This is a genomic window from Corynebacterium sp. (assembly GCF_030538285.1).
Taxonomy (GTDB): Bacteria; Actinomycetota; Actinomycetes; order Mycobacteriales; family Mycobacteriaceae; genus Corynebacterium.
Genome location: NZ_JAUNUG010000016.1, coordinates 33496 through 57357, shown reverse-complemented (window position 1 = coordinate 57357; position 23862 = coordinate 33496). Strand labels below are relative to the sequence as shown.

Genomic DNA, 23862 nt, shown 5'->3' with positions numbered 1-23862 from the left:
GCTGACTCACATAAAGTTACACACCACCCCACAACAACACAAACCCCCAGCTCACGGCGGTGAAATCGGCCCCATCGGAAGCGCTGTTATGCGCTCAAAGAACGTTCCCGGGCCCCGGTCATCCCGTGGTTGAAGACGGCCACCCGGGCCGCTGCACGGTGCACGCTCCATCCGAAAACCGCATAAGAGGCGAGTGCTCCGGCGGTGACGAGTACAGACGGTGCCCCGAATCCGTGGGCGACGAGCACCGCGACGATGACCACCAGGGGCAGCGCCAGGAACCCGATGGTGCGGGCGTCGACAAGCTCGAGAATGACGGAACCCACTAGAAACAGCATGAGCACTGCGAACAGCATGGCGCCGTCGCGGGCGCTGCCCCCTCGCGACAACATGACGGCGGCACCGACCGCTCCCAGGACCACGTTGACTCCTCCGACGGCCCAGGTTTCGCGGGCCCAACGACGGCGGGTGCCGCCGATCGCGACCCACTGCCGGAGCGAGGACCGCAATGGTCGCTGCGTGAGCAGGACGATGGGCAGGTACATGGCGAGGAAGATGAATCCGGTGAAGTGGTCGGTGTCGCCACCCATGTAGTCCTCGAGTGCCCAACGAATGAGGAGATAGACCAGGGCAGCCGCCCACAGAGTGGTCCACATGGTCAGCTGTGGGGCGCGGATGATCTGGTTGACCGGGTCGACGGGGAGGAAGCGCCCCAGGCCCCGTTCGGGGCGTTGCCGCTTGTCGATGCCCCGAACCGGTGAGTCGACGACGGTGAGCAGACTGACGGCCATCAGTACCGGATAGATGAGCGCGGTGTCGTCGCCCGCTGGCGTAAGTCTCCGCAACAGCAGCGCCACGAGCAGCGTGAAGGTGAGCGCGATCGCTCCCAACCACCGCCGGTGCCTCCTCCAGGTCAGGCTGCCCAGCGACAGGGCCTGGTAGTCCACCCAGGCGGGTCGGATCACCCACATCATGAGCGCGACCAGCACGATCTGTGCCCAGAACGTGGTCCCGGAGGCCACGATGGTCGCCAGTGTGGTGAACATGAACAGCGGTACGAACCCGATGAGCAGACGGGGACGCAGCGCCAGCGCCCGGAAGAGGCGGGCCTGGGAGACGACCTGGTTCATCGCGGATCTCCCGTCGTCGTCATGGCCAGCACGGCGTTCTCGAGGGTGAGCTCGGTGACCTTCACCGGTCCGACCTGGGCAGCGGTATGCGCCACCGCGTCGATGTCGGCGCCACCGTCGCCCAGATCGACGATGCTGCGCCGACCCAACGACAGGTCCTCGCGACGCAGCTCCCGGAGGTTCCCCAGGCGGTTGAGGACCCGGTCCACATCATCGGGCACCCCACTCAGTTGGACGAAGCGGGCTGACACCTCGTCGATGGCACCGTGGAGGACGACGCGGCCGTCATCGATGTAGAGCACGGTGTCCAGCAGCTTCTCCGCCTCGTGGAGGTGGTGGGTGGACAGGACGATGGTGCGCCCGGCCTCCTCACGCAGCGTCCGGTAGAACTGTTCCCGCTTGGCGACGTCGAGTCCGAGATACGGTTCGTCGAGAAGCAACAGTTCGCAGCCGCTGGCCACCGCCAGAACAATGCTGGCCGCGGACTTCTGGCCACGGGAGAGCTCGGAGTAGCGGGTGTTCGGAGACAGATCGAAACGCGACACCAGTTCGGCGGCGCGGGCTGGATCCCAGGAGTGCCAGCGGGCGGCGGCGACGTCGAGAAGCGTGGACACCGACCACCGGTCGGGCAAGGGGGCATCGATCCCGGCCAGCACCAGGCGGTCCATTACCTCGGCGCGGTCGAAGGGGCGGTGGCCAAGAACCTCGACCTCCCCCTGGGCGGTGAGCTGGCCGGCCAGCACACGGAGCAGGGTCGTTTTTCCGGAGCCGTTGCGGCCGATGAGCCCGTGAATGAGACCGGGTTCCAGGTGAAAACTCATCCCCTGCAGGACTTCGGCATTCCGGCGATAGCCGGCAGAGAGGTTGCGGGCGGTGATCATCGGTAAAGACCTCGGCTTTCTGCGACAGCGTCGATGAGGTGGCGGATATCGGCTCGGGTGAAATCGAGTTTGGCGGCTTCATCAATAAGCGGGGCCACGTAGTTGGCGGCGAAATCCTCCCGGCGCCGGGCAATGATGAGACCGCGGGCCCCGGGTGTGACGAACATGCCGATGCCGCGCCTCTTTGCCAGCACGCCAGAATCGACGAGGAGGGAGAGCCCGCGGCGGGCGGTGGCCGGGTTGATGTCATGGAAATCAGCCAATTCGTTGGTGGAGGGCGCGCGATCGCCGGTGGCGAGGGTGCCGTCCACGACGGAATCCTCGATCAGTTCGGCGATTTGCCTGAAAAGCGGCGCAGTGGCGTCCATCACTCACCCACTTAGTCGGTTGGTTACTGTACTAACTAACCTATCTCATGGATAACAACTTGGCTACCCCCTGCCCCACGACCTGCGGCTTTGTCGGGAATCCGGGGACCGGCATCGACGCCAGCCACGTAGTTAGGGCATGCTGGGGTGGAAGAAACGCAACTTAGTTACGAACAAAAAGAAATTAGGAGCCATGCTTGAACGCACCATTGTCTTTGTCGACACCTCATATCTCCTGGCGAGTTTCTATAACTCCTGGGAAACAGGTGCCCGCGCACAGTTAGAGATTGATCTGCCCGAGGTAGTCAACGTCCTCGGGAACATGATCCAGACCCAGCTCCACCAGCCCATCCACCGCCAACTCTGGTACGACGGCATCCCCGAGACCGGCCCGCACCGCTACCAACGCGCCCTGCGCACCTGCGATGGCGTGCAACTGCGCGCCGGACAACTCATCGAGTGGGGCGAACGGCGCACCCAGAAGGCAGTGGACACGCGCCTGGTCGCCGACATGGTGGTCACCGCCTGTCGCCAGCAGGTCTCCGACCTCGTGCTCGTCTCCGGCGACGCCGACATGATCCCCGGCGTCAACGAGGCCACCAACCACGGCCTCCGCGTCCACCTGTACGGCTTCGGCTGGGATTCCATGTCCTCTGCCCTGCGCCACGCCTGCGATTCCACCACCATCCTCGACCCGCGCGAGGACTTCGCCGAGGCCATGCAACTGCAGGTCCTCGAAGGGCCGCTGCCACCGGTGGTCCGCGACCGCCCGCTGTCAGATGCCGAACCCATCGAGGACCTCGGCATGACAGAGGTACCCAGCCCCGGCAACCTCGCTCCCTCCGAGGCCACCCCGGAGTCGACACCCGCCGACGCCCCGACCCAGCCGTGTGAGGAAAAGACCACCCCGGAGGGATCCTTCGCTCCGGCCAGCCCCGTCTCCCAGGCCCCGTCCCCCATGGATGCGGCCGTCCAGGCGGCGGCCAGTGCCGCCGCCCAGGAAGTCAGCGAGGAGGATAAAGCAGCCGCCGCGCAGACCCCGTCTCCGGAGGAAGAGGAGCCCGCCCAGGCCCCGAAGCCGACCCCGAAGCCCGGCGCGCCGAAGCCGTCCATGATGGCGCCGCGCCGGAAGCTGCGCTCGCGCTACGTGCCGCTGCCGGAGGAGGTGTGGTCTTCGGCCGGGTTCCAGACGCCTTTCGACGTCGGGCAGCAGTATGCCACCTGGTGGTATGACAATGCCGCCACCACGGAGCAGCGCGATTCCGCGCATCTGCTCTCGGGCGGCGGCCTGCCCCCGGAGATTGATCGTCCGCTGCTGCAGTTCGCCTGCGAGACTCTTCACGAGTACACGCTCAGCGAATCACAGCGCGTCAACCTCCGGGATGGCTTCCACTCGGGCATCCGCGGCGTACTGATCAACTTCCGCCGCGGCTGATCCCTGCGTTTAACTACTTGTCGGCGCCGCCGGGCTCATCGGGAATCATTCCCTCCCCGGCGGCGTCAGCTTCTGCCTGGGCATCGGAGGCATCCTGCGCTGCCTCTTCCCGCTGGTACTGGGTGTCTTGGACGCCGGGTGCGGTGCCCATGCCCTCATCGGCGGCCTTCTCGACCGGCTCGGCGTCGACCAGCTCGGGTTCGCCAGAACCCTCGGTGAGTTCACCGGCGGATTCGCCGGCCATGGAGGCCCGGATCTCGGCCAGACGCGCGGAAGCCTTCATATCGGTGCCAGCGCTGGCAATCTCAGTCATGCGGTCACCCACCGAGTGCTGGGTCAGCTCCTGTGCGCCGAGGGCATCCGCGTAACGACGCTCGATCTTCTCCCGCACGGCATCCAGGGTCGGCACGTTGCCGTCAGGGCGCAGTTCCTGCATGGAGTCCATCGCACGGGTGGCGGTCTCCTGCATGGCGGCCTGATCGGCCTGGGCGCGGAGCTGATCAATCTGGGAGAGCTGCTCCTTGAGGCGCGCCTCTGATTCGATCTGCTGGCGGGTAGCCTGCTCCGCGTTCTGCGTGGCCTGCGCGTGCATCTGCTTGGTCTCCTCGAGCTGCTGCTCGACGGCCACCAGCTGGGAGGCAAAAATCTCCGCGGTGTTGGTGAACTCCTGCGCCTTGGCGGTATCGCCTTCGGCACTGGCCTTATCGGCGGCGGCGAGAGCCGTGCGGGCCTGCTCCTGGTGCTCCTGCTGCGACTTGAGCAGGCGGTCGAGCTTCATTTCCAGCTGCTTCTGGTTGCCGATCACCGACGCGGCCTGCTCAGTGATCTCCTGGTGCTGACGCTTGGCGGCCTCGGTGGCCTGCTGGATCTGCACCTTTGGGTCGGCGTTCTCATCGATCTTGGAGTCGAAGGAGGCCATGAGGTACTTCCAGCCCTTGGACAAGGGGTTCGGCATGAGCGGGTCTCTCTTTCATCGATCGGGCTCTTTACACCGAAGTTTAGAGAGAAATCCTCGCTGCCGTCAGGATGCGCAAAGGCCCGGCCCCCAGGACGGGGAACCGGACCTTGTCTTCTCAGTGGTGGGACTACTGGCCTTCGGCGTCGCGGGCGGCGTTGGCCTCAGCGACCTGGCGGCGCACATCCTCCATGTCCAGGCCCTTGACCTGGCCGATGAGATCCTCCAGAGCGGCGGGCGGCAGGGCGCCGGCGTCGCGGTAGACCATGATGCCGTCGCGGAAGATCATCAGGGTCGGGATGGACTGGATCTGCAGGGCAGCGGCGAGGCCCTGGTTGGCCTCTGTGTCCAGCTTGGCGAAGGTAGCGTCCTCGTGGTTCTCGGACGCGGCCTCGAAGGTCGGGGCGAAGGCGCGGCACGGACCGCACCAGGATGCCCAGGCGTCAACGAGCACGATGCCCTCGCCGGTGACGGTGTCCTCGAACGTTGCCTCAGTGATATCGATGGTTGCCAACTGAATCTCCTAAAAAGTCGTTTTGTATGGTCTTACGTATGACCGCGTTTAGCGGCTGTGTTCTAGCTCAACCCTACCTGGCTGTTTATTTATTCCCATGGAGCTGTCCGGCCAGAGAAAAGGATCCCCATGATCAAGAACTATGTCGTCGAGGGCATGACCGGTGAGGCCTGCCGGATAGCAGTCGAGGAAGAGATCAACGAGATTCCCGGAACCCAGGGCGTCGACGTCGATCCCGCGACCGGCCATATGGCCGTGACCAGCGAGGGTATCTCTGACCACATGGTTGCCCGCGCCGTCGAGAACGCCGGTTTCCGCCTGCGCGAGCAGGACTAACCCATTGCCGAATACCCCCTGAGGGTATAGATTTATCTGAATAACCTCTAGAGATTGGAGAACCTATGGCAGTCAAGAACTACCAGGTCGAGGGCATGACCTGCGGCCACTGCGAGATGTCCGTTCGCGAGGAGGTCGGTGAGGTGGCCGGCGTGTCCACGGTCGATGCCTCCCACGAGACCGGCACCGTCACCGTCAGCGGCGAGGGCTTCACCGATGCCGCCGTCACTGCCGCCATCGAGGAAGCGGGCTACCAGCTGGCCTAAGCCCTTGCCGAATACCCCATGGGGGTATAGCGTGGGGTTCATGGACACTCTGGATCTCGGCGTCACCGGCATGACCTGCACGGCCTGCTCCGGCCGTGTGGAACGCAAACTCAACAAAGTCGACGGCGTCGAGGCCACGGTCAACTTCGCCACCGAATCCGCCGCCATCTCCTTCGACCCGGCGAAGGTGGATAAAAGCACCCTCATCGACGTGGTCCGCGGCGCCGGGTACGACGCCTTCGAGATCAACAAGGAAGCTCCGACGGGGAGCGAGGGGGCGTCGATAAGCGAGGACCCGCACGAAACCGCCCGCCGCCGGGACGCTGCGGACCTCAAGCAGCGTCTCATCATGTCGGCGCTGCTCACCGTACCGATCGTGGCGCTGAGCATGATCCCGGCGTGGCAGTTCAATCACTGGCAGTGGGCTGTGCTCACCATGACCACGCCCGTGTTCTTCACCGGCGGCGCCCCCTTCCACCGGGCGACGTGGGCGAACCTGCGGCAGGGGTCCTTCACCATGGACACCCTCATCACACTCGGCACTTCTGCGGCGTACCTGTGGAGCCTGTGGGCGCTGTTTATCGGCAATGCCGGGCATCCCGGCATGACCATGGAAATGCACCTGTTCCCCGCGGACACCACCATGGACGAGATCTACCTGGAGACCACCGCCGTGGTGATCACCTTCCTGCTGCTGGGACGATGGTTTGAGATCCGCGCCAAGGGGCGCTCCTCCGAGGCCTTGCGCGCCCTGCTCGACATGGGCGCCAAGGATGCGGCAGTGCTGCGCGATGCCCGCGAGGTCCGCGTTCCCCTAAGCGAGCTGGCGGCAGGCGATGTCATCGTCGTGCGCCCCGGCGAGAAGATCGCCGCCGACGGCCGCGTCGTCGAGGGTGCCTCCGCCGTTGACGAATCCATGCTCACCGGGGAATCCGTACCGGTAGAGGTCAACGTCGGCTCCCGGGTCACCGGCGCGACGATCAATGCCTCCGGGCGCCTGCTCATCGAGGTCACCCGCGTGGGCGCTGACTCGACGCTGGCGCAGATGGCCCGCCTAGTGTCCGAGGCACAGGCCAAAAAAGCCCCCGTACAGCGCCTGGTTGACCGGATCTCCCAGGTCTTCGTGCCGGTGGTCATCGTCGTGTCACTACTGACTCTTTCCGCCCACCTGGCCCTCGGTCACGGACTGGCACCCTCCTTCACCGCCGCGGTGGCCGTCCTCATCATCGCCTGCCCCTGCGCCCTGGGTCTGGCCACCCCGACCGCCCTGCTGGTGGGCACGAGCCGGGGCGCACAGCTGGGCCTGCTGATCAAGGGACCTGAGGTGCTCGAATCCACCCGCCGGGTGGACACCATCGTCATGGACAAAACTGGCACCGTCACCGAAGGAGCCATGTCCGTGGACTCGGTGGTGGCCGATGGATTCGCGGAAGACGAGATCCTGCGGCTGGCGGCAGCTGTCGAGGCCGGATCCGAACATCCCATCGCCCGGGCGATCGTGACCCGGGCCGGCGCGAACCTGCCTGGCGTGGAGAACTTCACCGCGGTGCCCGGGCAGGGGGTGCGCGGCCTCGTCGCCGGGCGCGACGTCAACATCGGGCGCCCTGCTACGCAGCTTCCGCAGGAACTCAGTGCCGCGGTGGCTCGGGCCCAGGAGCAGGGCGGCACCCCGGTCCTCGTGACGGTGGATGAGCAGGCGGCGGGCGTGATCACCGTCCGCGATACCGTCAAGGCCACCTCCGCGCAGGCCATCACCACGATGCGTGAGCTCGGCATGCGCCCCATGCTGCTCACCGGCGACAACTCCGGTGCCGCACGTGCGGTGGCCGCCGAGGTGGGCATCCACCCAGACGATGTCATCGCGGAAGTAATGCCGGATGAGAAGGTCGCGGTCGTCGAGAAGCTCCAGAATGAGGGCCGCACCGTGGCCATGGTCGGTGACGGCGTCAACGACGCGGCCGCGCTCGCCCGCGCCGACCTCGGCCTGGCGATGGGCGCCGGCACCGACGTAGCCATCGAAGCCTCCGACATCACCCTCATGAACGATGACCTGCGCTCCGCCGGGGATGCCATCCGCCTTTCCCGGCGCACACTGGGCACCATCAAGGGCAACCTGTTCTGGGCATTCGCCTACAACGTCGTCCTCATCCCCGTCGCGGCGGCAGGTTTCCTCAACCCCATGCTCGCCGGCGTGGCCATGGCCTTCTCCTCCGTGTTCGTGGTGAGCAACTCGCTGCGCCTGCGCGGGTTTAAGATCAACGCATGAACCACGCACTGACCAGGAACCAGCGGCTGGACCGACTGCCGGTCACCGGAAAGCACCGCAAACTGCTCTTCGGCTCGGGCATCGGTTGGGCACTTGACGCGATGGACGTCGGGCTCATCTCCTTCATCATGGCCGCACTCGTCGTGCACTGGGGACTCACCCCGACGCAGACATCCTGGCTGGGCTCTATCGGTTTCGTCGGCATGGCACTGGGCGCCACGCTCGGCGGACTGCTGGCCGACCGCATCGGTCGCCGCCAGGTCTTCGCCCTGACCCTGCTCATCTACGGACTGGCCACGGGAGCCTCCGCACTGGCTGGCAGCCTGGCGGTGCTCATCGCTCTGCGTTTCGTGGTCGGCCTGGGCCTGGGCGCGGAACTTCCCGTCGCTTCCACCCTGGTCTCCGAGTTCTCGCCCCGGAAATACCGCGGGCGCATGGTGGTTATCCTCGAGGCCTTCTGGGCGGTGGGCTGGATTGCGGCCGCCCTCATCGGCTACTTCGTAGTCACCGCTTCCGACGAAGGCTGGCGGTGGGCACTGGCGCTCGGAATGATCCCCACCTTCTATGCCATTTACGTGCGCAAAGGCCTGCCCGAGTCAGTGCGCTTCCTGGAGGATAAGGGCAGGCATGACAAGGCCGAGGAGATTGTCACCTCCTTCGAGGCCGAGGTCTCCCCGGCCAAACTAGAGCGTATCGACGCCGCCGAAACCCAACGCCTGCGCGAACTTCCCCGCGAGGATTTCGCGGATGCTTCCTCCATCTGGGCCCGCGGCCTGCGGGGGCGCACCGCCGCTTTATGGATCGTATGGTTCGGCGTCAACCTCTCCTATTACGGCGCCTTCATCTGGATTCCCTCACTGCTGGTGGCCGACGGCTTCACCCTGGTGAAATCCTTCCAGTTCACGCTCATCATCACCCTCGCCCAGCTGCCGGGGTACGCGGTGGCAGCCTGGTTGATTGAGACCTGGGGGCGGCGCCCCACCCTGGCGACCTTCCTGGTCGGCTCGGCCGCGTCGGCGATGTTCTTCGGCACCGCCTCCACGGAAACAACCATCATCATGGCCGGTTGCCTGCTGTCGTTTTTCAACCTGGGTGCCTGGGGCGCGCTCTACGCCATCGGGCCGGAGCTCTACCCCTCGCACATCCGCGGCGCGGGCACCGGCGCGGCGGCAGGTTTCGGACGCATCGCCTCCATCATCGCCCCGCTCATCGTGCCGCCCATCCTGCTGTGGGGAGACTCGGTAGCCCTGTTCGGTCTTTTCTCCGCAGCTTTCGTGGTGGCGGCGGTGGCCACGCTCACACTCCCTGAACAGCGGGGCAAGGTACTCGACGCCTAAGGCCCGAGAACGACGACACCCCCCGATTCATGCGAACCGGGGGGTGTAAGTGGTGGTACTAGCCGAAGCTAAACATGCCTGCCAGGCGGTCCATGAAGCTGGGCTTACGCTCGTGGGCAAAATCCTCGAGGCTGCGCGGCACGGCCAGGATGGTGGCGCGCTCGGTGCGCTCGACGCGGATGGTGTTGTTGAAGGTGGCGGTTCGGGGATTGAATTCTCGCGTGGTCATGGTGTCCCTCCTTAAGGTCCGGTGCTCGGGGTGGTGATGTTCTTACGATGTGACTGAGTTTAGGGCAGTTCATGCAGGTCAGGCACCATTGCTAAGCCATGCCTAAGTAACGCGGCCCTTATATAGGGTTACCTAAAATGCACCAAAAGCCCAGGATGGCAACCCTTTGAGGCGTGACCTTCCTCACTTATAGGGCGACCCCAGGACCTGCACCCTACCCACTTTCGGGGGTGACCCGCTGCCGGGGAGATTCCCGGGGTTACCCCAGGGGGGCTCCACAGGAGGCCGGTCGAATGATAGAGCGGGGTTAGCTGAGCGACAGTGGCGCGTAGACTGTGCGGGCAGTCACAGATCACACCTAGGAGGCAGAATGTCCGGGATCGACGCCAGCCGCAGCTGGCTCAGGGTCGGTCTCGGGATGTTCACCGTCGCCTTCGGCGCCAACGTCTTCGCGCCCCTCCTGCCCGCCTACCGGGATGTCGCCGGTCTCAGTCAACCCCAGGTCACGTTCCTCCTGGCGATCTACGTCCTGGGCCTCGTTCCGGCCCTGCTCATCGGCGGACCACTGTCCGACACCCAAGGGCGGCGCGCCCTGATCCGCCCCGCGCTCATCTTGGGTGGAGTGGGGTCGGTGGTCCTCGCGCTGGGCACCACGGGGTCGTTTGCGGCCCTGATACTCGGCCGTTTCATCGCCGGAGTGGCAATCGGGCTGGTAATGGCAGCGGGCGCCGCGTGGCTCCAGGAATTATCCGCTGGCCCCGCGCACGTGGGCGCCCGACGTGCCACCGTCGCGCTATCCCTCGGCTTCGGCGGTGGCCCCCTGCTCGGTGGCCTCATCGCGCAGTTTCTACCCCACCCGGACCTCCTCCCCTACCTGGTGCACCTGGGGCTGCTGACCCTCATCGCACCCGTGGTGTGGATGACTCCGGGCGGGGCACCCCACAAGACGCAGGCCCGTCGCGCACTGTTTTCCCGCAGCGTGTTGTCGCGGGACTTCTTATGGGCGGTCGCAGCGTGGGCGCCGTGGGGTTTCGGCGCGGTGTCAACGTCTTTTGCCACCCTCACCGCCCTGGTGAGTGAGCAGGTGTCCTGGACGGTGGCATTCACCGGCGTCATCGCCGCCGTGACCATGGCCACCGGTGTCCTGGTGCAGCCTTTGGCCACGCGCTTCGGTTCAGATCTGGTGCCGCCCGCGATCCTCGGACTCGGCTTCGTGGTCGCCGGCATGCTCGTGTCCACCGCCGTGGCGGTGACGCGGTGGCCCTGGCTGGTGATCGTGGCGGCGGTGCTCCTCGGCGCCGCCTACGGCATCATGATGGTCTCTGGCCTGCGGGAGGTAAAGCTCATCGCACCACCCGCGGAGCTGGGTGCTGCCACGGCTGTCTTCTACTCATTGACCTACGTGGGCTTCTTCGCCCCGTTGGCCCTGTCCTATCTCGGCCCGGCGCTGGGCTATCCACCCCTGTTCATCATGGGTGCCCTCATCGCGGTGGCGTCGATTCCGCCGGTGGTGCGGGTTGCTAAAGGCCGCGGATCTTCCGGGCGGCCGCACTGAGGATATCGGCGACGTCATCGTGTTTATCCGCACCGGCGTCCCGCACCGCCCCCTTCAGCTCCCGGAAAGCCCTGCCGTAGCGGCCACGGGGATCCTCATCGGAGCGTTCGCGGTAATCGTCGAGGATGCTCGCCCACTCGGGGTGAGCCTCCACCTGGGCGCGGCCCTGGGCATTGAGGGTGGCCAGCTTGCGGCCCTGTTCCACCGACATGGTGATCAGACCCTCGTCCTCCAGGAGGCTGAGGTTGGGGTAAATCCCGCCCGGAGAGGGGGTCCAGGCCCCGTCGGTGCGCTCGCCGATCTCGGCGATGAGCTGGTAGCCGTGCATCGGCTTCTCGGCCAGTAGCACGAGGATGACCTGGCGCAGATCTCCGCGCCCGGCCCGCCCACCGCGGCCGCGACCGCGGTGACCCCGTCGGCCGCAGCGATCGCCGTTGAATCCCTGATTGATGGTGATGTCGTACAAATCCGTGTTCCTTTCGATATATCGGAATGTCAACCCCACCATAACCGGCGATATATCGCTACGTCAATAGTGATGCATCGCTACTTTCTGAGGTTCGCGGCGTCATCCCAGGTCACACGCCAAAAAGAGTGCGCAGCTGCGCACTCTTCCTGTCGCTAGCCGCGGGCCATATCGACGAAACGAGAGAAGTGCAGCTGGTGCGCCACACTCACCGTGTCGATCGGTCCACCGCGGTGCTTCGCCAGGATGATGTCCGCCTCACCCGCGCGCGGATCCTCCCGATCCTGCGAGTCGGGACGGTAGAGCAACATGACCATGTCGGCGTCCTGCTCCAGCGAACCGGACTCACGCAAATCCGCAAGCTGGGGACGTTTATCCGTACGGGATTCCGGGCCACGGTTGAGCTGCGAGATCGCCACCAACGGCACATCGAGCTCCTTGGCCAACAGCTTGAGCTGACGGGAAAACTCCGAGACCTCCTGCTGACGGGATTCGACCTTCTTGCCCGAGCTCATCAGCTGCAGGTAGTCGATGACAATGAGCTGCAGGTCATGCTTCTGCTTGAGACGACGGGCCTTCGAGCGGATCTCCATCATGGTCAGGTTCGGGGAATCGTCGATAAATAGTGGTGCCTCGGAGATCTGCCCGACGCGGTTGGCCAGGGTCGTCCACGCCTCATCGGTCATGCGGCCGGCGCGCATGTCGGAAAGCTTGATGGACGTCTCCGCTGACATGAGGCGCATGACGATCTCCGACTTACTCATCTCCAGGGAGAAGATCGCCGAGGCCTTACCGTGCTTGATGGAACATGAGCGCATGAAGTCCAGCGCGATCGTCGACTTACCCACACCGGGGCGGGCGGCGACGATGATCATCTGGCCGCCGTGCAGACCGTTAGTGAGGTTGTCCAGATCGACGAAGCCCGTGGGCACACCCTGCGCCAGGCCACCGAGGTTGGCGATCTGGTCGAGTTCCTCCATCGTCGGTTCGATGATGTCGGCGAGCACCGCATAGTCCTCGGTCTCCGACTTCTGTGCAATGGAGAAGACCTCCTGCTGCGCCATGTCGAGGACGGCCTCTACTTCCGCGCCCTCATTGCCCTCGTAGCCGAGCTGGACCACCCGCGTCCCCGCATCCACCAGGCGCCGCAGAATCGCCTTCTCCGCCACGATCTCCGCGTAGTAGCGGGCGTTGGCCGCGGTGGGCACCGAGGAAATGAGGGTGTGCAGGTACGGCGCGCCGCCGACGCGCTCCAGATCGTTATGCCGGTCCAGGCGGCCAGCGACGATGACCGGGTCAATGTCCTTGCTCTCACCGAACAGGTCGATCATCGCGGTGAAGATTAACTGGTGCGCCGGGTGGAAGAAATCTTCCGGTGACAGCTCGCCGATGATCTCCACCACGGTGTTCGGGCTGAGCAGCATGGCCCCGAGCACGCCCTGCTCCGCCTCCCGGTCGTGCGGGGGCTGCCGGTACTCGCTGAAGGCAGGCCCGGAGTTGCCACGGTTGCGACGCCGCGCCGGGGAACGCTCCCCCTGATCCTCCGGCTGATCCGGCTCGGACGGAGGTACGTAGTCGTCATCGAAGCTGGCGTCACCGAAACCTGAAGTCATGCCTCGCAGTCTATCCGCCCACTGGGACACCGCGAATCGGCTGCTCAGCCCCCTGTGGACAACTCACACTGTCATTGCTTGACGCGGCTCATTCCACAGGGTCCCCCGCCCTAAAGAACTCGGGTTATCCACATGTCCTGTGGATAAGTCGAGGTTAACAGACGTCGTAGTCCCCCACTACCCCACCGGGCCTGTGGACAACTTGTGGATAACCTCCGACGGCGAGACTCACTCAACGCTCAAAACCCCAGCATAACGGCCATTATTGGACCTGTGAACAACCCGGCCCCGCCCGTGTATAACTGCGCTCAGCAGGGCGTTTGACAGGCGTCGATAAGCACGCTAATCACCAAAGAACGGCAACCGGGGGGTGACCGCCAGGTGAATCATCCCCATTTCTCCACAGTTATCCACAGAAACAAAGATGTCGACGCCCCGCGGTTCACGTTCCGCGGGGCGTCGACAAAGGCTGTTGTCGTTGGGCCGGGTCAACCCCGGCCGTCGTCAGGCGTAAATTACGCGGCGACGACCTCGAAGTTGATCTTGCCGGTCACGTCGTCGTGGAGGTTCACGATGACCTGGTAGTTACCGGTCTTCTTCACAAGACCCTTGGGCAGCTCAATGGTGCGCTTGTCCAGGGTCGGGCCGCCGGCCTTCTTCACTGCATCGGCGATGTCGTCGGTCTTCACGGAACCGAAGAGCTTGCCGGAGTCAGAGGTACGGACCGGGACGGTCACGCCGGACAGCTGCTCGAGCTGCTCACGGACCTCACGGGCGTGGTCGAGGTCGCGGATGGCGCGAGCCTCCTGGGCACGCTGAATGCCCTCGATCTGCTTCTCAGCACCACGGGTGGCCACAATGGCCAGGCCGCGGGGAAGCAGGTAGTTGCGTCCGTAGCCGTTCTTGACCTCGACGACGTCTCCTGCGTCACCGAGGTTCTCAACGGCAGCGGTGAGGATCAGCTTCATGATCCCTGCCTTTCGTTGTTCATCCCTGTCGGGAAAGTTCTGTTGAGTGGAAAAGATTCTGCTCGATCAGAACGGAGGCTCGTCATCGGCCGCACCGCCGAAACCACCGGCCGGCGGGGCGGAACCCCACGGGTCGTTGGCGGGCTGCTGCGGCTGCTGGGGTGCCTGCTGCTGGGACTGGCCGAAACCACCCTGGTACTGAGACTGCTGCGGCGGGGCCTGCTGGCCACGCTGCTGCTGAGACTGCTGGGGCTGGCCGCCACCGTAGTTACCTCCGCCGAAGTTGCCGCCACCTTCACGTGGGTTGCGGTTGACCTGGGCGGAAGCGAACTTCAGGGACGGGCCGACCTCGTCGACCTCAATCTCGAAGACCGTGCGGTTCTCGCCTTCCTTCGTCTGGTAACTGCGCTGCTTGAGGCGGCCGTTGACAATGACACGCATGCCCTTGGTGAGGGACTCGGCGACATTCTCGGCTGCCTGGCGCCAGACGTTGCAGGTGAGGAACAAAGCCTCGCCGTCCTCGTACTGCCCGGAGTCACGGTTAAAGACGCGGGGAGTGGAGGCGACGCGGAAATTGGCCACCGCGGCACCCGAGGGGGTGAAACGGAGTTCAGGGTCGGCGACGACGTTGCCGACGACGGTGATGGGGGTATCTCCAATAGCCATGTTCTTCTTACCTTTTCGTTGACGGGCCGGGGTGTCAGGCTGTTACCTGCCACCCAGTATCCGTTCTTAAGCGTCGGTGCGCAGAACCTTGGTGCGCAGGACGGTGTCGTTCAGGTTGAGAACGCGGTCCAGCTCGAGCACGGTCGCAGACTCGCACTCGAGGTTGACGACGGCGTACACGCCCTCTTCCTTCTTGTTGATCGGGTACGCAAGACGACGCTTGCCCCACACATCAACCTTCTCGACCTTGCCGTTGTCCTTGCGGACATTCTCAAGGTACTTATCCAGGGACGGGGCGACGGTGCGCTCATCCTGAGTCGGATCCAGAATGATCATGATTTCGTAGTGACGCATCGACCTCATCACCTCCTATGGTCTAGTAATTTGGTTCGGCCACGCCCCCATTGGGCGTGACAGGAGGGTCTGTTGCGTCAAGCAACCCCAGCAGCGTACCGCAAACGGGGGGAAATGAGTTAATCGTCAGCGGGTGACATCGCCGGGCATCGTCGCAAAGAACACGGCCAGGAACACGGGGATGACAGTGACGAAGAAGAAGGCGGTGATACCGAAACCGACGGACCACCCGACCGGCTTCTTCGTCATGAACGTGTGGAACGCGGCGGCGATACACAAGAAGCCGATGACGATGGAGCCGATGCCGAGGATGGTGACGGTGTTCATGCCTGCAACCTTACGTCCCCCTCACGCCGCCACATCTGGCGCACCACCAGCGCGCCCATGACGATGAGGAGGATGAGGCGGGTGATGAGCGCGGCGTCGAGAAGCTCCGGGGGAATGCCCATGTTGTCTGCGCCCAGCATGTACCACATGAGCAGCGGCCAGACGGCGGCGTCGATAAGCATCCACGACAGCAACAACCGCCAACGGGGCAGCGCGAGCACTGCCGGAACCACCAGCCACAAGGAGTACTGCGGCGACCACACCTTGTTGAACAGCAGAAACGCCAGCACGATGAGGAAAATCAGCTCGACTGCGCGGGGGCGAGCCGGGGCTCGCAGGCCGAGGACGAGGATGCCCAGGCAGGCCAGTGCGAACAGGCCGAAGGAGACGACGTTGAGCACCGGAACCGCCATGCCCGGGAAAGGTAGCTCGCGGCCGATGATCGCGTAGATGGTGGTCCACTCATAACCGCGCTCGCTGTTCAGGCGCAGGAACTCGCCCCAACCTTCCGGGTAGGCCAGCATGACCGGCACGTTGAGTACCAGCCACGAACCGGCCGCGGCACCCAGCATCCGCAGGAACGGCGCGTAGCGACACTCCCGGATCGCCAACACCAGATACGCCCCCAGCAGGTACAGCGGCCACAGCTTGAACGCCGTACCCAGCCCGATGCACAGGCCCGCCAGGCCAAACCTGCTTCTCGACGCCGCGTGCATCCCCGCCACCGCCAGCGCTATCGAGGGGATGTCCCAGTTCGTGAACGCGTGGACGATCACCAGCGGGGACGCCGCCACCAGCACCGTGTCCCAGATGCGGTGGCCCGCCATATCCGCGACCAGCCGGATGGTGAACACCCACATCGCCGACATCAACAAAGCGGTGAGCGCGAAGAACCAGGACGCCTCCGGCACCGCCCAGCCGGTGAGCTCCACCAACGGGTAGGTCAGGCGCGCGAGCGTTCCGGTCAGCCACTGGAACAGCCCCGCGAGCACCGGGTACTCCAGGTAGCGGGTGAGATCCCCCTCCACCCACGAATAGGCGTAGGGGAAACCCGACTCGTCGAGACCGCGGCCCCCGTAAAGCGGGGTGATGTCGTTGTAACAGGCGGCGATGTACTGCCGGTTTCCCGACCAGTCGAGGAACACCGACCCGTCCTCCGCCCGCGCCCCCTGCAGGCACTGCGCCTTCGACAGGAAGCCGAAGGAGCAGAACACCAGAGCCACGGAGATGAGCACCCGCACAGGCGTCCACCACCGCTGACGTCCCACCGCGGCGAAACGGCCCACCGGGCCACCCAGAAAGCCGACAACCCCCCGGGCGACCGGTTCGGTCAGCGCCGGGGAGCGTCGCTTAAGTTGCGTGACCACCTAGGGCAGGTCGAGGGTGAGACCCGGCAGGATCTCGATGCTGTCGGGGGCTGGCGGCAGGTCAATAGCCGGCGGTGCGGGGGCCGGCTCCGGGGCGGAGTCCTCCGGGGCCTCTTCCGTCGGCTGCTCCTCCGGCGCTTCCGGAGCCGGGGCAGGCGCGGCCGTCGGCGGCGGCGCCGGGACGTAGCTCAGGCCGTTGCCGCCCGAGGGAATGCCGGTGCCGAAGTTGATCGGGCCGGGAGTGTTGAAGTACTCGATCTCCTTGCCCTCGTGGGCACCGTCCATCGAGGCCTTCCAGATGCTGGCCGGGGAGCTCGCGCCGTACATGTTGCCACCCCACGTGTTGAAGATGGCGGAAGTGTTGTCGGCGGTGCCCACCCACACGGCGGTGGCCAACTGCGGGGTGGCACCGATCATCCAGGCATCCTTGTTCAGGCCGGTGTCGCCGAGCTGGGCGGTACCGGTCTTCGCGGCCGAGGGGCGTCCCCCGGCCAGGACGTTGCCGTTGGAGTACGCGGCCACCGGAGCCATGGCGGAGAGCAGGTTGTCTGCGACGACCTCGGACACGCGACGCTCACCCTCACCGGCCTCGTGCTGGTAGAGCAGTTCACCCTCGGAGGTCTCCACGCGCTCGACGAAGTGGGTCTCGTGCCACACGCCGCGGTTGGCCAGGGTGGCCAGGGCGGTGGCCATGTCGAGCGGGCGGGACTGGTACTGGCCCAGGATGATGCCCTCGTAGGGCTGGCCGCCGTTCTCGCGCAGGGTCGTCTCAATACCCGGCAGGGACGTCGCCATGCCCAAAGCGTGGGCCATGTCGGCGGTGTCCTGCGTGGTGTTGGTCAGATCCTCCTGCAGGCGGATGAAGCTGGTGTTGTAGGAGTGCTTGAGGGCATCGGCGATGGTAGTGTACCCACCGCCGCCCCCGCCCGCGTTGGTGACGGTGATACCACCGGGCAGACGCACCGGGGAGGAGTCGTACACGGCGCTGAGCGGAATGCCCTGCTGCAGGGCGGCGGCCAGGCCGAAGATCTTGAAGGTGGAGCCGGTCTGCAGGGCGGCGTTGGCGTAGTCCCAACCGGCGGCATCCTCACCGCCGTAGTAGGCGCGGACCGCACCGGTGCCCGGTTCGACCGCAGCGACACCGGCACGCGCATCCTCCTGCAGCGAAGCCAGGTTGGCGCGCACTGCCTCCACGGTGGCGTCCTGCGCCTTTATGTCGATGGTGGTGGTGATGCGCAGGCCACGGGTGGTCACATCCGTCTCGGTGATGCCGACCTTCTCCAGCTCCTCCATGACATGGTTCTTGATCATGCCGTTGGTGCCGGTGGCCTCGGTGTAGGCGGAGTAGTCGGCCGGGTCGCGGGTCTGCGGGTAGTCCATCCCGGCGCGCTCCTGCGCGGGCAGGACCTCCATGTCGACCATGCCGTCGAGGACGTAGTTCCAGCGGGTCTGCGCGCCCTCCGGGTTGGTCCACGGCTCCAGCTGGCTGGGCAGCTGGATGGTGGCGGCCAACACCGCCCCTTCCTCGGTGCTCAGCTCGGAGACGGGCTTGTCGAAGTAGGCGGTCGCCGCGGCCTCCACACCGTAGGCGTTACGGCCCAAGTAGACGGTGTTGAGGTAGGCGGCGAGGATCTCCTCCTTGGACCACTGGTTGGTCATCTTCACGGAGTAGACCAGCTCACGGGCCTTGCGCACATAGGAGTGCTCGTCGCCGACGAGCGCGTTCTTGACGTACTGCTGCGTGATCGTGGAGCCACCACCGGCGGAGGGGTTGCCGGTGAGCTGGCCGATGACGGCACGACCGAAACCGGTGAAAGAGAAGCCCTTGTTGGTCCAGAACTCACGGTCCTCGGCCGCCAGCACCGCGTTCTGCAGGGATTCGGGCACCTGCTCCAGCGACACCTGGCGGCGGTTACCCTCCGGCGGGACGACGCGGGCGAGTTCCGTGGAAGAATCGGAGGCGTAGATGGAGGAAACCTGCGCGGAGGTCAGTTCCTCCGGCTCGGGCACCTCGACCGTGGCGTATGCGACGAGGAAGACACCCAGGGGGAGGAGGATGAGCGCGAGCAGTGCACCGAGCACCGAGTACAGGATGGTCCGTCGCCTGCTGCGCGGTGCCTGATCCTTCTCCTTGTGCTTGGAGCTGGTGTTGTTCTTCTCTGACACGTGTTGTCCCCACTGTGATCACTGTTGGAGGGTTGTTACACCCGTGAACACTACTTCCCCTTTGCCCGGATGGGGAATCTTTCCGCAGGTTCGCCGCCGAAATGTCACGCCCGGGTGGCGGTGACGGCGGTGAGGAGATGGTTCCAGCGACAGCGCGGACACACCTCGACAGTGTGGACGGTCACATCTTTGCCGCTGGCGGCGATGCGGGCGATTTCATCGTCGTCACGCGCGGTGCCGGCCATGCGGCCGAGTTGCTCGCCGTGGATCCACTGCACGATCCGCAGGTCTTCAGAATCACACACCGGGCAGGGCTGTCCGGCCGGTCGACCGTGATATTGAGCGGCGGTGACCAGCAGGAAGTCGGCGTCGCACACCTCATCGCGGGTGACTTCATTGGCCCGCCAGCGACGCAGGAGGTCGGCGCGGGCGAAGCGGTGGGAGACCTCGTTGCGGTAGACGATGTCTGCGGGTTGCTTGGCACTCATTGCCGGTGAGTCTACGCATCTTCTTGATCGATCCTGCCGCGCCCCGATACCCACTTTGTGCACACGCCAACATACGATGGACCGTTGAATAACCTGACACAAGGAGTGAACGGAATATGAGCAAGGTTCGTGTGGCAATCGTCGGTGTGGGCAACTGCGCCGCATCGCTGGTCCAGGGTGTGGAGTTCTACAAGGACACCCCCGCCGAGGAGAAGGTGCCGGGCCTGATGCACGTGCAGTTCGGTGACTACCACGTCTCCGACGTGGAGTTCGTCGCCGCTTTCGACGTCGATGCAGCCAAGGTGGGCACCGACCTCGCCGACGCCATCGAGGCGTCCCAGAACTGCACCATCAAGATCGCCGACGTCCCGGCCACCGGCGTCACCGTCCAGCGCGGCCCGACCCTCGACGGTCTGGGCAAGCACTACATGGAGACCGTCGAGGAGTCCGGCGCGGACGCCGTTGATGTCGCGCAGGCGCTTATCGACGCCGAGGTGGACGTCGTCGTCTCCTACCTTCCGGTTGGTTCCGAGCAGGCCGATAAGTTCTACGCGCAGGCCGCCATCGACGCTGGATGTGCCTTCGTCAACGCCCTGCCGGTGTTCATCGCCTCCGATCCGGAGTGGGCCCAGAAGTTCATCGACGCTGGTCTGCCCATCGTCGGCGATGACATCAAGTCCCAGGTCGGTGCCACCATCACCCACCGCGTGATGGCGAAGCTCTTCGAGGACCGTGGTGTCCGCCTCGAGCGCACCATGCAGCTCAACGTGGGCGGCAACATGGACTTCAAGAACATGCTCGACCGCGACCGCCTCGAGTCGAAGAAGATCTCCAAGACCCAGGCCGTCACCTCCAACCTGGTGGAGTCCCCGCTGGCCGGCAAGGTCAACGACCGCAATGTCCACATCGGCCCTTCCGACTACGTCGAGTGGCTCGATGACCGCAAGTGGGCCTACGTCCGCCTGGAGGGCACCGCTTTCGGTGAGGTGCCGCTCAACCTGGAGTACAAGCTCGAGGTGTGGGATTCCCCGAACTCCGCCGGCATCATCATCGACGCCGTCCGCGCCGCCAAGATCGCCCTCGACCGCAAGGTCGCTGGCCCGGTCCTGCCCGCTTCGGCGTACCTGATGAAGTCCCCGCCGGTGCAGATGGGTGATGAGGATGCCCGCGCGAAGCTCGAGGCTTTCATCATCGGCGCTGAAGATTAGGTCGGTTTCCCGGGCAAAGGTGTCTAGTATGGGTCACATGAGTGAACCGACCCCCGAGGACATCGCCGCCCGGATTCGTCCGGCAATGACGAAGCTGTACGTCATGTACTTCCGCATTGCCGAACAATCCGATCTGACCGGCCCGCAGTTGTCCATCATGGCCCGCCTGCAGGACAACGGCCCCTCGCGGATCAGCCAGATCGCCCGCGAGGAGGGCATCCGTATGCCCACCGCCTCCAACGCGCTGCACCAGCTGGAGCAGCGTCAACTCGTCGAGCGTATCCGCGATGAGCAGGACCGCCGCGGAGTGCGGGTCCAGCTCACCCAGCTGGGCGCCAGCGAGCTGGAGCGGGTCGGTGAGGAGCGGACGAAGTACCTCGCGGAGATGCTCGGCACCCTTGATGAGGAGGACCTCGCCCGCGTCCACGAACTGACCGACATTATCAACAAGCTCGCGGACAGCTATGGCGCTGACCTCATTGACAGCCACAAAGGGTGAGCTGGGATAATAGGCACTGTTTCCGTCCCCCACACCCCTTCCCTACATGGCATCTCCCTTCCTCGCAGACGCTGACTCCCCCGCCCGCATCCTCGTGGCCTGGCGGCCCGATTCCCGCGGCACGGAGGCGATTGACTTCGCCGCCTGGCTCAGCCGCACCACCGACGTGCACATCCGTGTCGTGTCCACCCTGTCCCGACCGTGGCCTGCCACGTCGTTGAGCCGCCTCGGCGGCAAGTACCGGAAATGGATCCGAAAGCAGGCGGAAGCCTGCGAAACTGCGGTGAAGCGGGCGCTGAATGACGCGGGCGTCGATAAGCAATCGTGGGATGAGCAATTCTCCCTCTTCCTCGACGGGCCCTCCGAATCGCTGCTCATCAGCGAGGCGGCCGCCGAGTTCGGGGCCCACCTGATCATCCTCGGCTCAGGGGCAACCGCCCCGAAGGGCCGGTTCATCGCCGGTTCTACTGCCGACGCGCTTCTGCACTCCTCCCCCGTGCCGCTGGGCCTCGCACCGCGCGCGGTACGCCTGTCGAAACGCGGCGTCACCCGCGTCAACTACGCGTTCCTGGAAACCGAGATCGACGAGAACGATCCCTCCCTCCACTACGCCGCGGACCTCGCCGAAGAATGGGGCGTAGAGATGCGTGTGCTCGCCTTCTCCCCCTCCGGCATCGCGGACCAGCCTTTCCACGACAAGCTCGACTTCTCGCGCGAGCTTATCGACGAATGGCGCGAACACTCCCTCGCCGTCCTCGACCGCAGCCACGACGTCATCGCCGAGGCACACCCCAACCTGGAGGTCGAATCGGACCTCGGCTCCGGCACCGGTTGGGCCGGCGCGATCGACGCCCTGAAGTGGCGCAAGGGCGACCTGCTCATCCTCGGTTCCACCACGCCCGGCGCGCTGGAGCGGGTGTTCGTCGGCTCCACCGCCACCGAGTTCCTGCGCCACGTCCACATGCCGGTGCTCATCCACCCGACGTCGAGGAGTTGACGACGGGTCTAAGGTTGAAGCCATGAGTCACCCCGAGAACGATTCCCCCCGCCAGGATTCCGGGCGCCCCAACTGGCGCAACTTCCTGGACCACCCGGAAAACGATCTCACCCAGGACGCCGACTTCCACAACCGCCGCCCCCCGGAACCGCAGACCGCCGAGGAGCTCGCCTCCTCCACCGACCCCGTCATTCAGCAGGAACGTAACCGCCGCTCCACCCGGCAAGCCCTGACCTGGATGTTCGGCACGATGGCCCTGACCGCCGGCGGTGGTTTCGTCATGGCGCTTTTCACCCGCCTCATGGGCGGCCCGCTCTGCGACGCCGGGGAAGCCGCCTGGCTGTGCACCCGTTCCGCGCAGATCTGGTGGCCGATCATCACCAGCACCTTCGCCATGGGCGGCGTCATCGGCTGCGCCATCATCATGGTGCGCAAGCTCAACAGCTACACCCGCTGGCGCCCCTGGATGGGCATCTTCTGGGTGCTCATCCCCTTCGCCATGATGTGGATGCTGCAGACCTGGCAGATCCTCATCATGGCACTGAGCGACTAAGCTTCCGCCGCCACCTCGGCGCAGTCCGCACGACCACAATGCGCGGTCGCGGGCTGCGCCGCACATGTCTCACACACCAGCGCCTGGCGGCGGCACGTGTCCTCATTGAGGCAGTTGATGAAGTTGTTCGTGTGGCCGTCACAGTGGATGCAGTGGCCGAGCTCGGCGTAATCCTCCCCGAACTCCATGTGCATCCGCTTGTCGAAGACATACAGCGAGCCCTCCCACAGGCCCGCGTTGCCGTACTTCTCGCCGTAGCGGACGATGCCACCGTCGATCTGGTAAACCTCCTTGAACCCCCGGTTGAGCATGAGGGAGGAGAGGATCTCACAGCGCACACCACCCGTGCAGTAGGTGACCACCGGCTTATCCTTCATCCAGTCATACTTGCCGGATTCCAGCTCATCGATGAAATCATGCGTGGTGGTCACATCTGGGACGACTGCGTCACGGAACTTGCCGATCTGCGCCTCCATCGCATTACGACCATCAAAAAAGACCACATCCTCCCCGCGCTTTTCCACCAGGGAATTGACCTCCTCCGGCTTGAGATGCACGCCACCGCCGATGATGCCGTCCTCATCCACCTTGATCTCCCCCGCCGCATTGAACGCGACGATCTCATCGCGCACCTTGACGCTCAGCTTCGGGAAATCCTCCGCCCCGCCCTCCGACCACTTGAACTCCATGTCCTTGAAGCCCGGGTAGTCGCGCGTCTTGCGGATGTAGCGCTTACACGCATCAATGTCACCGCCGACGGTGCCGTTGATACCGTGCTCGGAAATGAGGATGCGGCCGCGCAACCCCAGCGACTCGCACAGGTCACGCTGCCACAGCATCACCGCCTTCGGATCGGCAATCGGGGTGAAGCGGTAGTACAGGAGGATTTTGCTGATGGCCACGGGGGTGATTCTATCC

26 protein-coding genes are annotated in these 23862 nt (G+C 65.0%); 10 read left to right on the top strand and 16 right to left on the bottom strand.

Features of this window, described 5'->3' with window-relative positions; translation table 11 throughout:
* Positions 1-86: 86 nt before the first annotated feature.
* From Q4G50_RS07280 to Q4G50_RS07270, 3 genes are read right to left on the bottom strand one after another with little or no spacing between them, the layout of a single operon-like run.
* On the bottom strand, positions 87-1130 hold the full coding sequence (locus Q4G50_RS07280) for a hypothetical protein (RefSeq protein WP_303376988.1): 1044 nt from the start codon (positions 1128-1130) through the stop codon (positions 87-89).
* Positions 1127-2011 carry an ABC transporter ATP-binding protein gene (locus Q4G50_RS07275; RefSeq protein ID WP_303376987.1) on the bottom strand — a complete coding sequence of 295 codons (885 nt, stop codon included), beginning with the start codon at positions 2009-2011 and terminating at the stop codon, positions 1127-1129. The genes Q4G50_RS07280 and Q4G50_RS07275 overlap by 4 nt, the downstream gene beginning before the upstream one ends.
* Positions 2008-2382, bottom strand: coding sequence for a GntR family transcriptional regulator (locus Q4G50_RS07270; RefSeq protein ID WP_303376986.1), 375 nt, complete (start codon positions 2380-2382; stop codon positions 2008-2010). Before Q4G50_RS07270 ends, Q4G50_RS07275 begins: the two co-directional genes overlap by 4 nt.
* A 190-nt stretch (positions 2383-2572) precedes the next feature.
* Here Q4G50_RS07270 and Q4G50_RS07265 point away from each other — a divergent pair, with 190 nt between their 5' ends.
* The gene (locus tag Q4G50_RS07265) at positions 2573-3814 is read left to right on the top strand and encodes an NYN domain-containing protein (protein WP_303376985.1); all 1242 of its coding nucleotides are present in this window, start codon (positions 2573-2575) and stop codon (positions 3812-3814) included.
* 13 nt (positions 3815-3827) lie between these two features.
* On the opposite strand, the gene Q4G50_RS07260 is transcribed toward Q4G50_RS07265, so the two are convergent.
* Positions 3828-4769 (bottom strand): PspA/IM30 family protein, encoded by a 942-nt coding sequence (locus Q4G50_RS07260; RefSeq protein WP_303376984.1) that lies wholly within the window; start codon positions 4767-4769, stop codon positions 3828-3830.
* 130 nt (positions 4770-4899) lie between these two features.
* On the bottom strand, positions 4900-5283 hold the full coding sequence (gene trxA / locus Q4G50_RS07255; RefSeq protein ID WP_303376983.1) for a thioredoxin: 384 nt from the start codon (positions 5281-5283) through the stop codon (positions 4900-4902).
* A gap of 129 nt (positions 5284-5412) precedes the next feature.
* Between trxA and Q4G50_RS07250 the strand changes: the two genes are divergently transcribed.
* The 4 genes from Q4G50_RS07250 (at position 5413) to Q4G50_RS07235 (ending at position 9488) form a co-directional block, all read left to right on the top strand.
* Positions 5413-5619, top strand: a complete 207-nt coding sequence (locus Q4G50_RS07250) for a heavy-metal-associated domain-containing protein (protein WP_303376982.1) — start codon at positions 5413-5415, stop codon at positions 5617-5619.
* Positions 5620-5684: 65 nt separating this feature from the next.
* Positions 5685-5885 (top strand): heavy-metal-associated domain-containing protein, encoded by a 201-nt coding sequence (locus tag Q4G50_RS07245; protein ID WP_303376981.1) that lies wholly within the window; start codon positions 5685-5687, stop codon positions 5883-5885.
* 40 nt (positions 5886-5925) lie between these two features.
* Positions 5926-8151 carry a cation-translocating P-type ATPase gene (locus Q4G50_RS07240; RefSeq protein ID WP_303376980.1) on the top strand — a complete coding sequence of 742 codons (2226 nt, stop codon included), beginning with the start codon at positions 5926-5928 and terminating at the stop codon, positions 8149-8151.
* Positions 8148-9488, top strand: coding sequence for an MFS transporter (locus tag Q4G50_RS07235; RefSeq protein WP_303376979.1), 1341 nt, complete (start codon positions 8148-8150; stop codon positions 9486-9488). Before Q4G50_RS07240 ends, Q4G50_RS07235 begins: the two co-directional genes overlap by 4 nt.
* A 58-nt stretch (positions 9489-9546) precedes the next feature.
* On the opposite strand, the gene Q4G50_RS07230 is transcribed toward Q4G50_RS07235, so the two are convergent.
* Entirely contained in the window at positions 9547-9717 is a 171-nt protein-coding gene (locus tag Q4G50_RS07230) for a hypothetical protein (protein WP_303376978.1), read from the bottom strand.
* Between the two features lie 370 nt (positions 9718-10087).
* Between Q4G50_RS07230 and Q4G50_RS07225 the strand changes: the two genes are divergently transcribed.
* Complete coding sequence (locus Q4G50_RS07225; RefSeq protein ID WP_303376977.1) at positions 10088-11272, top strand: MFS transporter; 1185 nt, start codon at positions 10088-10090, stop codon at positions 11270-11272.
* On the opposite strand, the gene Q4G50_RS07220 is transcribed toward Q4G50_RS07225, so the two are convergent.
* The 9 genes from Q4G50_RS07220 to Q4G50_RS07180 all read right to left on the bottom strand — a co-directional run bounded on the left by Q4G50_RS07220 (position 11238) and on the right by Q4G50_RS07180 (position 19687).
* Complete coding sequence (locus Q4G50_RS07220; RefSeq protein WP_303376976.1) at positions 11238-11738, bottom strand: PadR family transcriptional regulator; 501 nt, start codon at positions 11736-11738, stop codon at positions 11238-11240. The genes Q4G50_RS07225 and Q4G50_RS07220 overlap by 35 nt on opposite strands.
* Positions 11739-11893: 155 nt before the next feature.
* A complete protein-coding gene (gene dnaB / locus Q4G50_RS07215; protein ID WP_303376975.1) occupies positions 11894-13351 on the bottom strand; it encodes a replicative DNA helicase in 1458 nt (485 codons plus the stop codon).
* Positions 13352-13866: 515 nt separating this feature from the next.
* Complete coding sequence (rplI, locus tag Q4G50_RS07210) at positions 13867-14319, bottom strand: 50S ribosomal protein L9 (RefSeq protein WP_303376974.1); 453 nt, start codon at positions 14317-14319, stop codon at positions 13867-13869.
* Between the two features lie 66 nt (positions 14320-14385).
* Positions 14386-14985 carry a single-stranded DNA-binding protein gene (locus tag Q4G50_RS07205; protein WP_303376973.1) on the bottom strand — a complete coding sequence of 200 codons (600 nt, stop codon included), beginning with the start codon at positions 14983-14985 and terminating at the stop codon, positions 14386-14388.
* A 66-nt stretch (positions 14986-15051) separates the two neighbouring features.
* Positions 15052-15339, bottom strand: a complete 288-nt coding sequence (gene rpsF, locus Q4G50_RS07200) for a 30S ribosomal protein S6 (RefSeq protein ID WP_303376972.1) — start codon at positions 15337-15339, stop codon at positions 15052-15054.
* 126 nt (positions 15340-15465) lie between these two features.
* Positions 15466-15666: a hypothetical protein gene (locus Q4G50_RS07195; protein ID WP_303376971.1), complete on the bottom strand. Its 201-nt coding sequence runs from the start codon at positions 15664-15666 to the stop codon at positions 15466-15468.
* Positions 15663-17033: a glycosyltransferase family 87 protein gene (locus Q4G50_RS07190; RefSeq protein WP_303376970.1), complete on the bottom strand. Its 1371-nt coding sequence runs from the start codon at positions 17031-17033 to the stop codon at positions 15663-15665. The genes Q4G50_RS07195 and Q4G50_RS07190 overlap by 4 nt, the downstream gene beginning before the upstream one ends.
* On the bottom strand, positions 17034-19127 hold the full coding sequence (locus Q4G50_RS07185; protein ID WP_303376991.1) for a transglycosylase domain-containing protein: 2094 nt from the start codon (positions 19125-19127) through the stop codon (positions 17034-17036).
* 176 nt (positions 19128-19303) lie between these two features.
* Positions 19304-19687: a DUF5318 family protein gene (locus Q4G50_RS07180; protein WP_303376969.1), complete on the bottom strand. Its 384-nt coding sequence runs from the start codon at positions 19685-19687 to the stop codon at positions 19304-19306.
* A gap of 116 nt (positions 19688-19803) precedes the next feature.
* On the opposite strand from Q4G50_RS07180, the gene Q4G50_RS07175 reads away from it, so the two are divergent.
* From Q4G50_RS07175 to Q4G50_RS07160, 4 genes are read left to right on the top strand one after another with little or no spacing between them, the layout of a single operon-like run.
* Entirely contained in the window at positions 19804-20895 is a 1092-nt protein-coding gene (locus Q4G50_RS07175) for an inositol-3-phosphate synthase (protein WP_303376968.1), read from the top strand.
* A 37-nt stretch (positions 20896-20932) separates the two neighbouring features.
* The gene (locus tag Q4G50_RS07170) at positions 20933-21394 is read left to right on the top strand and encodes a MarR family winged helix-turn-helix transcriptional regulator (protein WP_303376967.1); all 462 of its coding nucleotides are present in this window, start codon (positions 20933-20935) and stop codon (positions 21392-21394) included.
* A 46-nt stretch (positions 21395-21440) separates the two neighbouring features.
* The gene (locus tag Q4G50_RS07165) at positions 21441-22391 is read left to right on the top strand and encodes a universal stress protein (protein ID WP_303376966.1); all 951 of its coding nucleotides are present in this window, start codon (positions 21441-21443) and stop codon (positions 22389-22391) included.
* A gap of 22 nt (positions 22392-22413) precedes the next feature.
* A complete protein-coding gene (locus Q4G50_RS07160; RefSeq protein ID WP_303376965.1) occupies positions 22414-22944 on the top strand; it encodes a hypothetical protein in 531 nt (176 codons plus the stop codon).
* Here Q4G50_RS07160 and Q4G50_RS07155 read toward each other — a convergent pair.
* Positions 22941-23846: a rhodanese-related sulfurtransferase gene (locus Q4G50_RS07155; protein ID WP_303376964.1), complete on the bottom strand. Its 906-nt coding sequence runs from the start codon at positions 23844-23846 to the stop codon at positions 22941-22943. The genes Q4G50_RS07160 and Q4G50_RS07155 overlap by 4 nt on opposite strands.
* Positions 23847-23862 lie beyond the last annotated feature (16 nt).

Bases quoted from the DNA above. Each gene is read 5' to 3' on its own strand.
- Q4G50_RS07280 (WP_303376988.1), bottom strand. From the start codon at position 1,130: ATGAACCAGGTCGTCTCCCAGGCCCGCCTCTTCCGGGCGCTGGCGCTG.
- Q4G50_RS07275 (WP_303376987.1), bottom strand. From the start codon at position 2,011: ATGATCACCGCCCGCAACCTCTCTGCCGGCTATCGCCGGAATGCCGAA.
- Q4G50_RS07265 (WP_303376985.1), top strand. From the start codon at position 2,573: ATGCTTGAACGCACCATTGTCTTTGTCGACACCTCATATCTCCTGGCG.
- Q4G50_RS07260 (WP_303376984.1), bottom strand. From the start codon at position 4,769: ATGCCGAACCCCTTGTCCAAGGGCTGGAAGTACCTCATGGCCTCCTTC.
- Q4G50_RS07250 (WP_303376982.1), top strand. From the start codon at position 5,413: ATGATCAAGAACTATGTCGTCGAGGGCATGACCGGTGAGGCCTGCCGG.
- Q4G50_RS07245 (WP_303376981.1), top strand. From the start codon at position 5,685: ATGGCAGTCAAGAACTACCAGGTCGAGGGCATGACCTGCGGCCACTGC.
- Q4G50_RS07240 (WP_303376980.1), top strand. From the start codon at position 5,926: ATGGACACTCTGGATCTCGGCGTCACCGGCATGACCTGCACGGCCTGC.
- Q4G50_RS07235 (WP_303376979.1), top strand. From the start codon at position 8,148: ATGAACCACGCACTGACCAGGAACCAGCGGCTGGACCGACTGCCGGTC.
- Q4G50_RS07230 (WP_303376978.1), bottom strand. From the start codon at position 9,717: ATGACCACGCGAGAATTCAATCCCCGAACCGCCACCTTCAACAACACC.
- Q4G50_RS07225 (WP_303376977.1), top strand. From the start codon at position 10,088: ATGTCCGGGATCGACGCCAGCCGCAGCTGGCTCAGGGTCGGTCTCGGG.
- dnaB (WP_303376975.1), bottom strand. From the start codon at position 13,351: ATGACTTCAGGTTTCGGTGACGCCAGCTTCGATGACGACTACGTACCT.
- rplI (WP_303376974.1), bottom strand. From the start codon at position 14,319: ATGAAGCTGATCCTCACCGCTGCCGTTGAGAACCTCGGTGACGCAGGA.
- Q4G50_RS07205 (WP_303376973.1), bottom strand. From the start codon at position 14,985: ATGGCTATTGGAGATACCCCCATCACCGTCGTCGGCAACGTCGTCGCC.
- rpsF (WP_303376972.1), bottom strand. From the start codon at position 15,339: ATGCGTCACTACGAAATCATGATCATTCTGGATCCGACTCAGGATGAG.
- Q4G50_RS07195 (WP_303376971.1), bottom strand. From the start codon at position 15,666: ATGAACACCGTCACCATCCTCGGCATCGGCTCCATCGTCATCGGCTTC.
- Q4G50_RS07180 (WP_303376969.1), bottom strand. From the start codon at position 19,687: ATGAGTGCCAAGCAACCCGCAGACATCGTCTACCGCAACGAGGTCTCC.
- Q4G50_RS07175 (WP_303376968.1), top strand. From the start codon at position 19,804: ATGAGCAAGGTTCGTGTGGCAATCGTCGGTGTGGGCAACTGCGCCGCA.
- Q4G50_RS07170 (WP_303376967.1), top strand. From the start codon at position 20,933: ATGAGTGAACCGACCCCCGAGGACATCGCCGCCCGGATTCGTCCGGCA.
- Q4G50_RS07165 (WP_303376966.1), top strand. From the start codon at position 21,441: ATGGCATCTCCCTTCCTCGCAGACGCTGACTCCCCCGCCCGCATCCTC.
- Q4G50_RS07160 (WP_303376965.1), top strand. From the start codon at position 22,414: ATGAGTCACCCCGAGAACGATTCCCCCCGCCAGGATTCCGGGCGCCCC.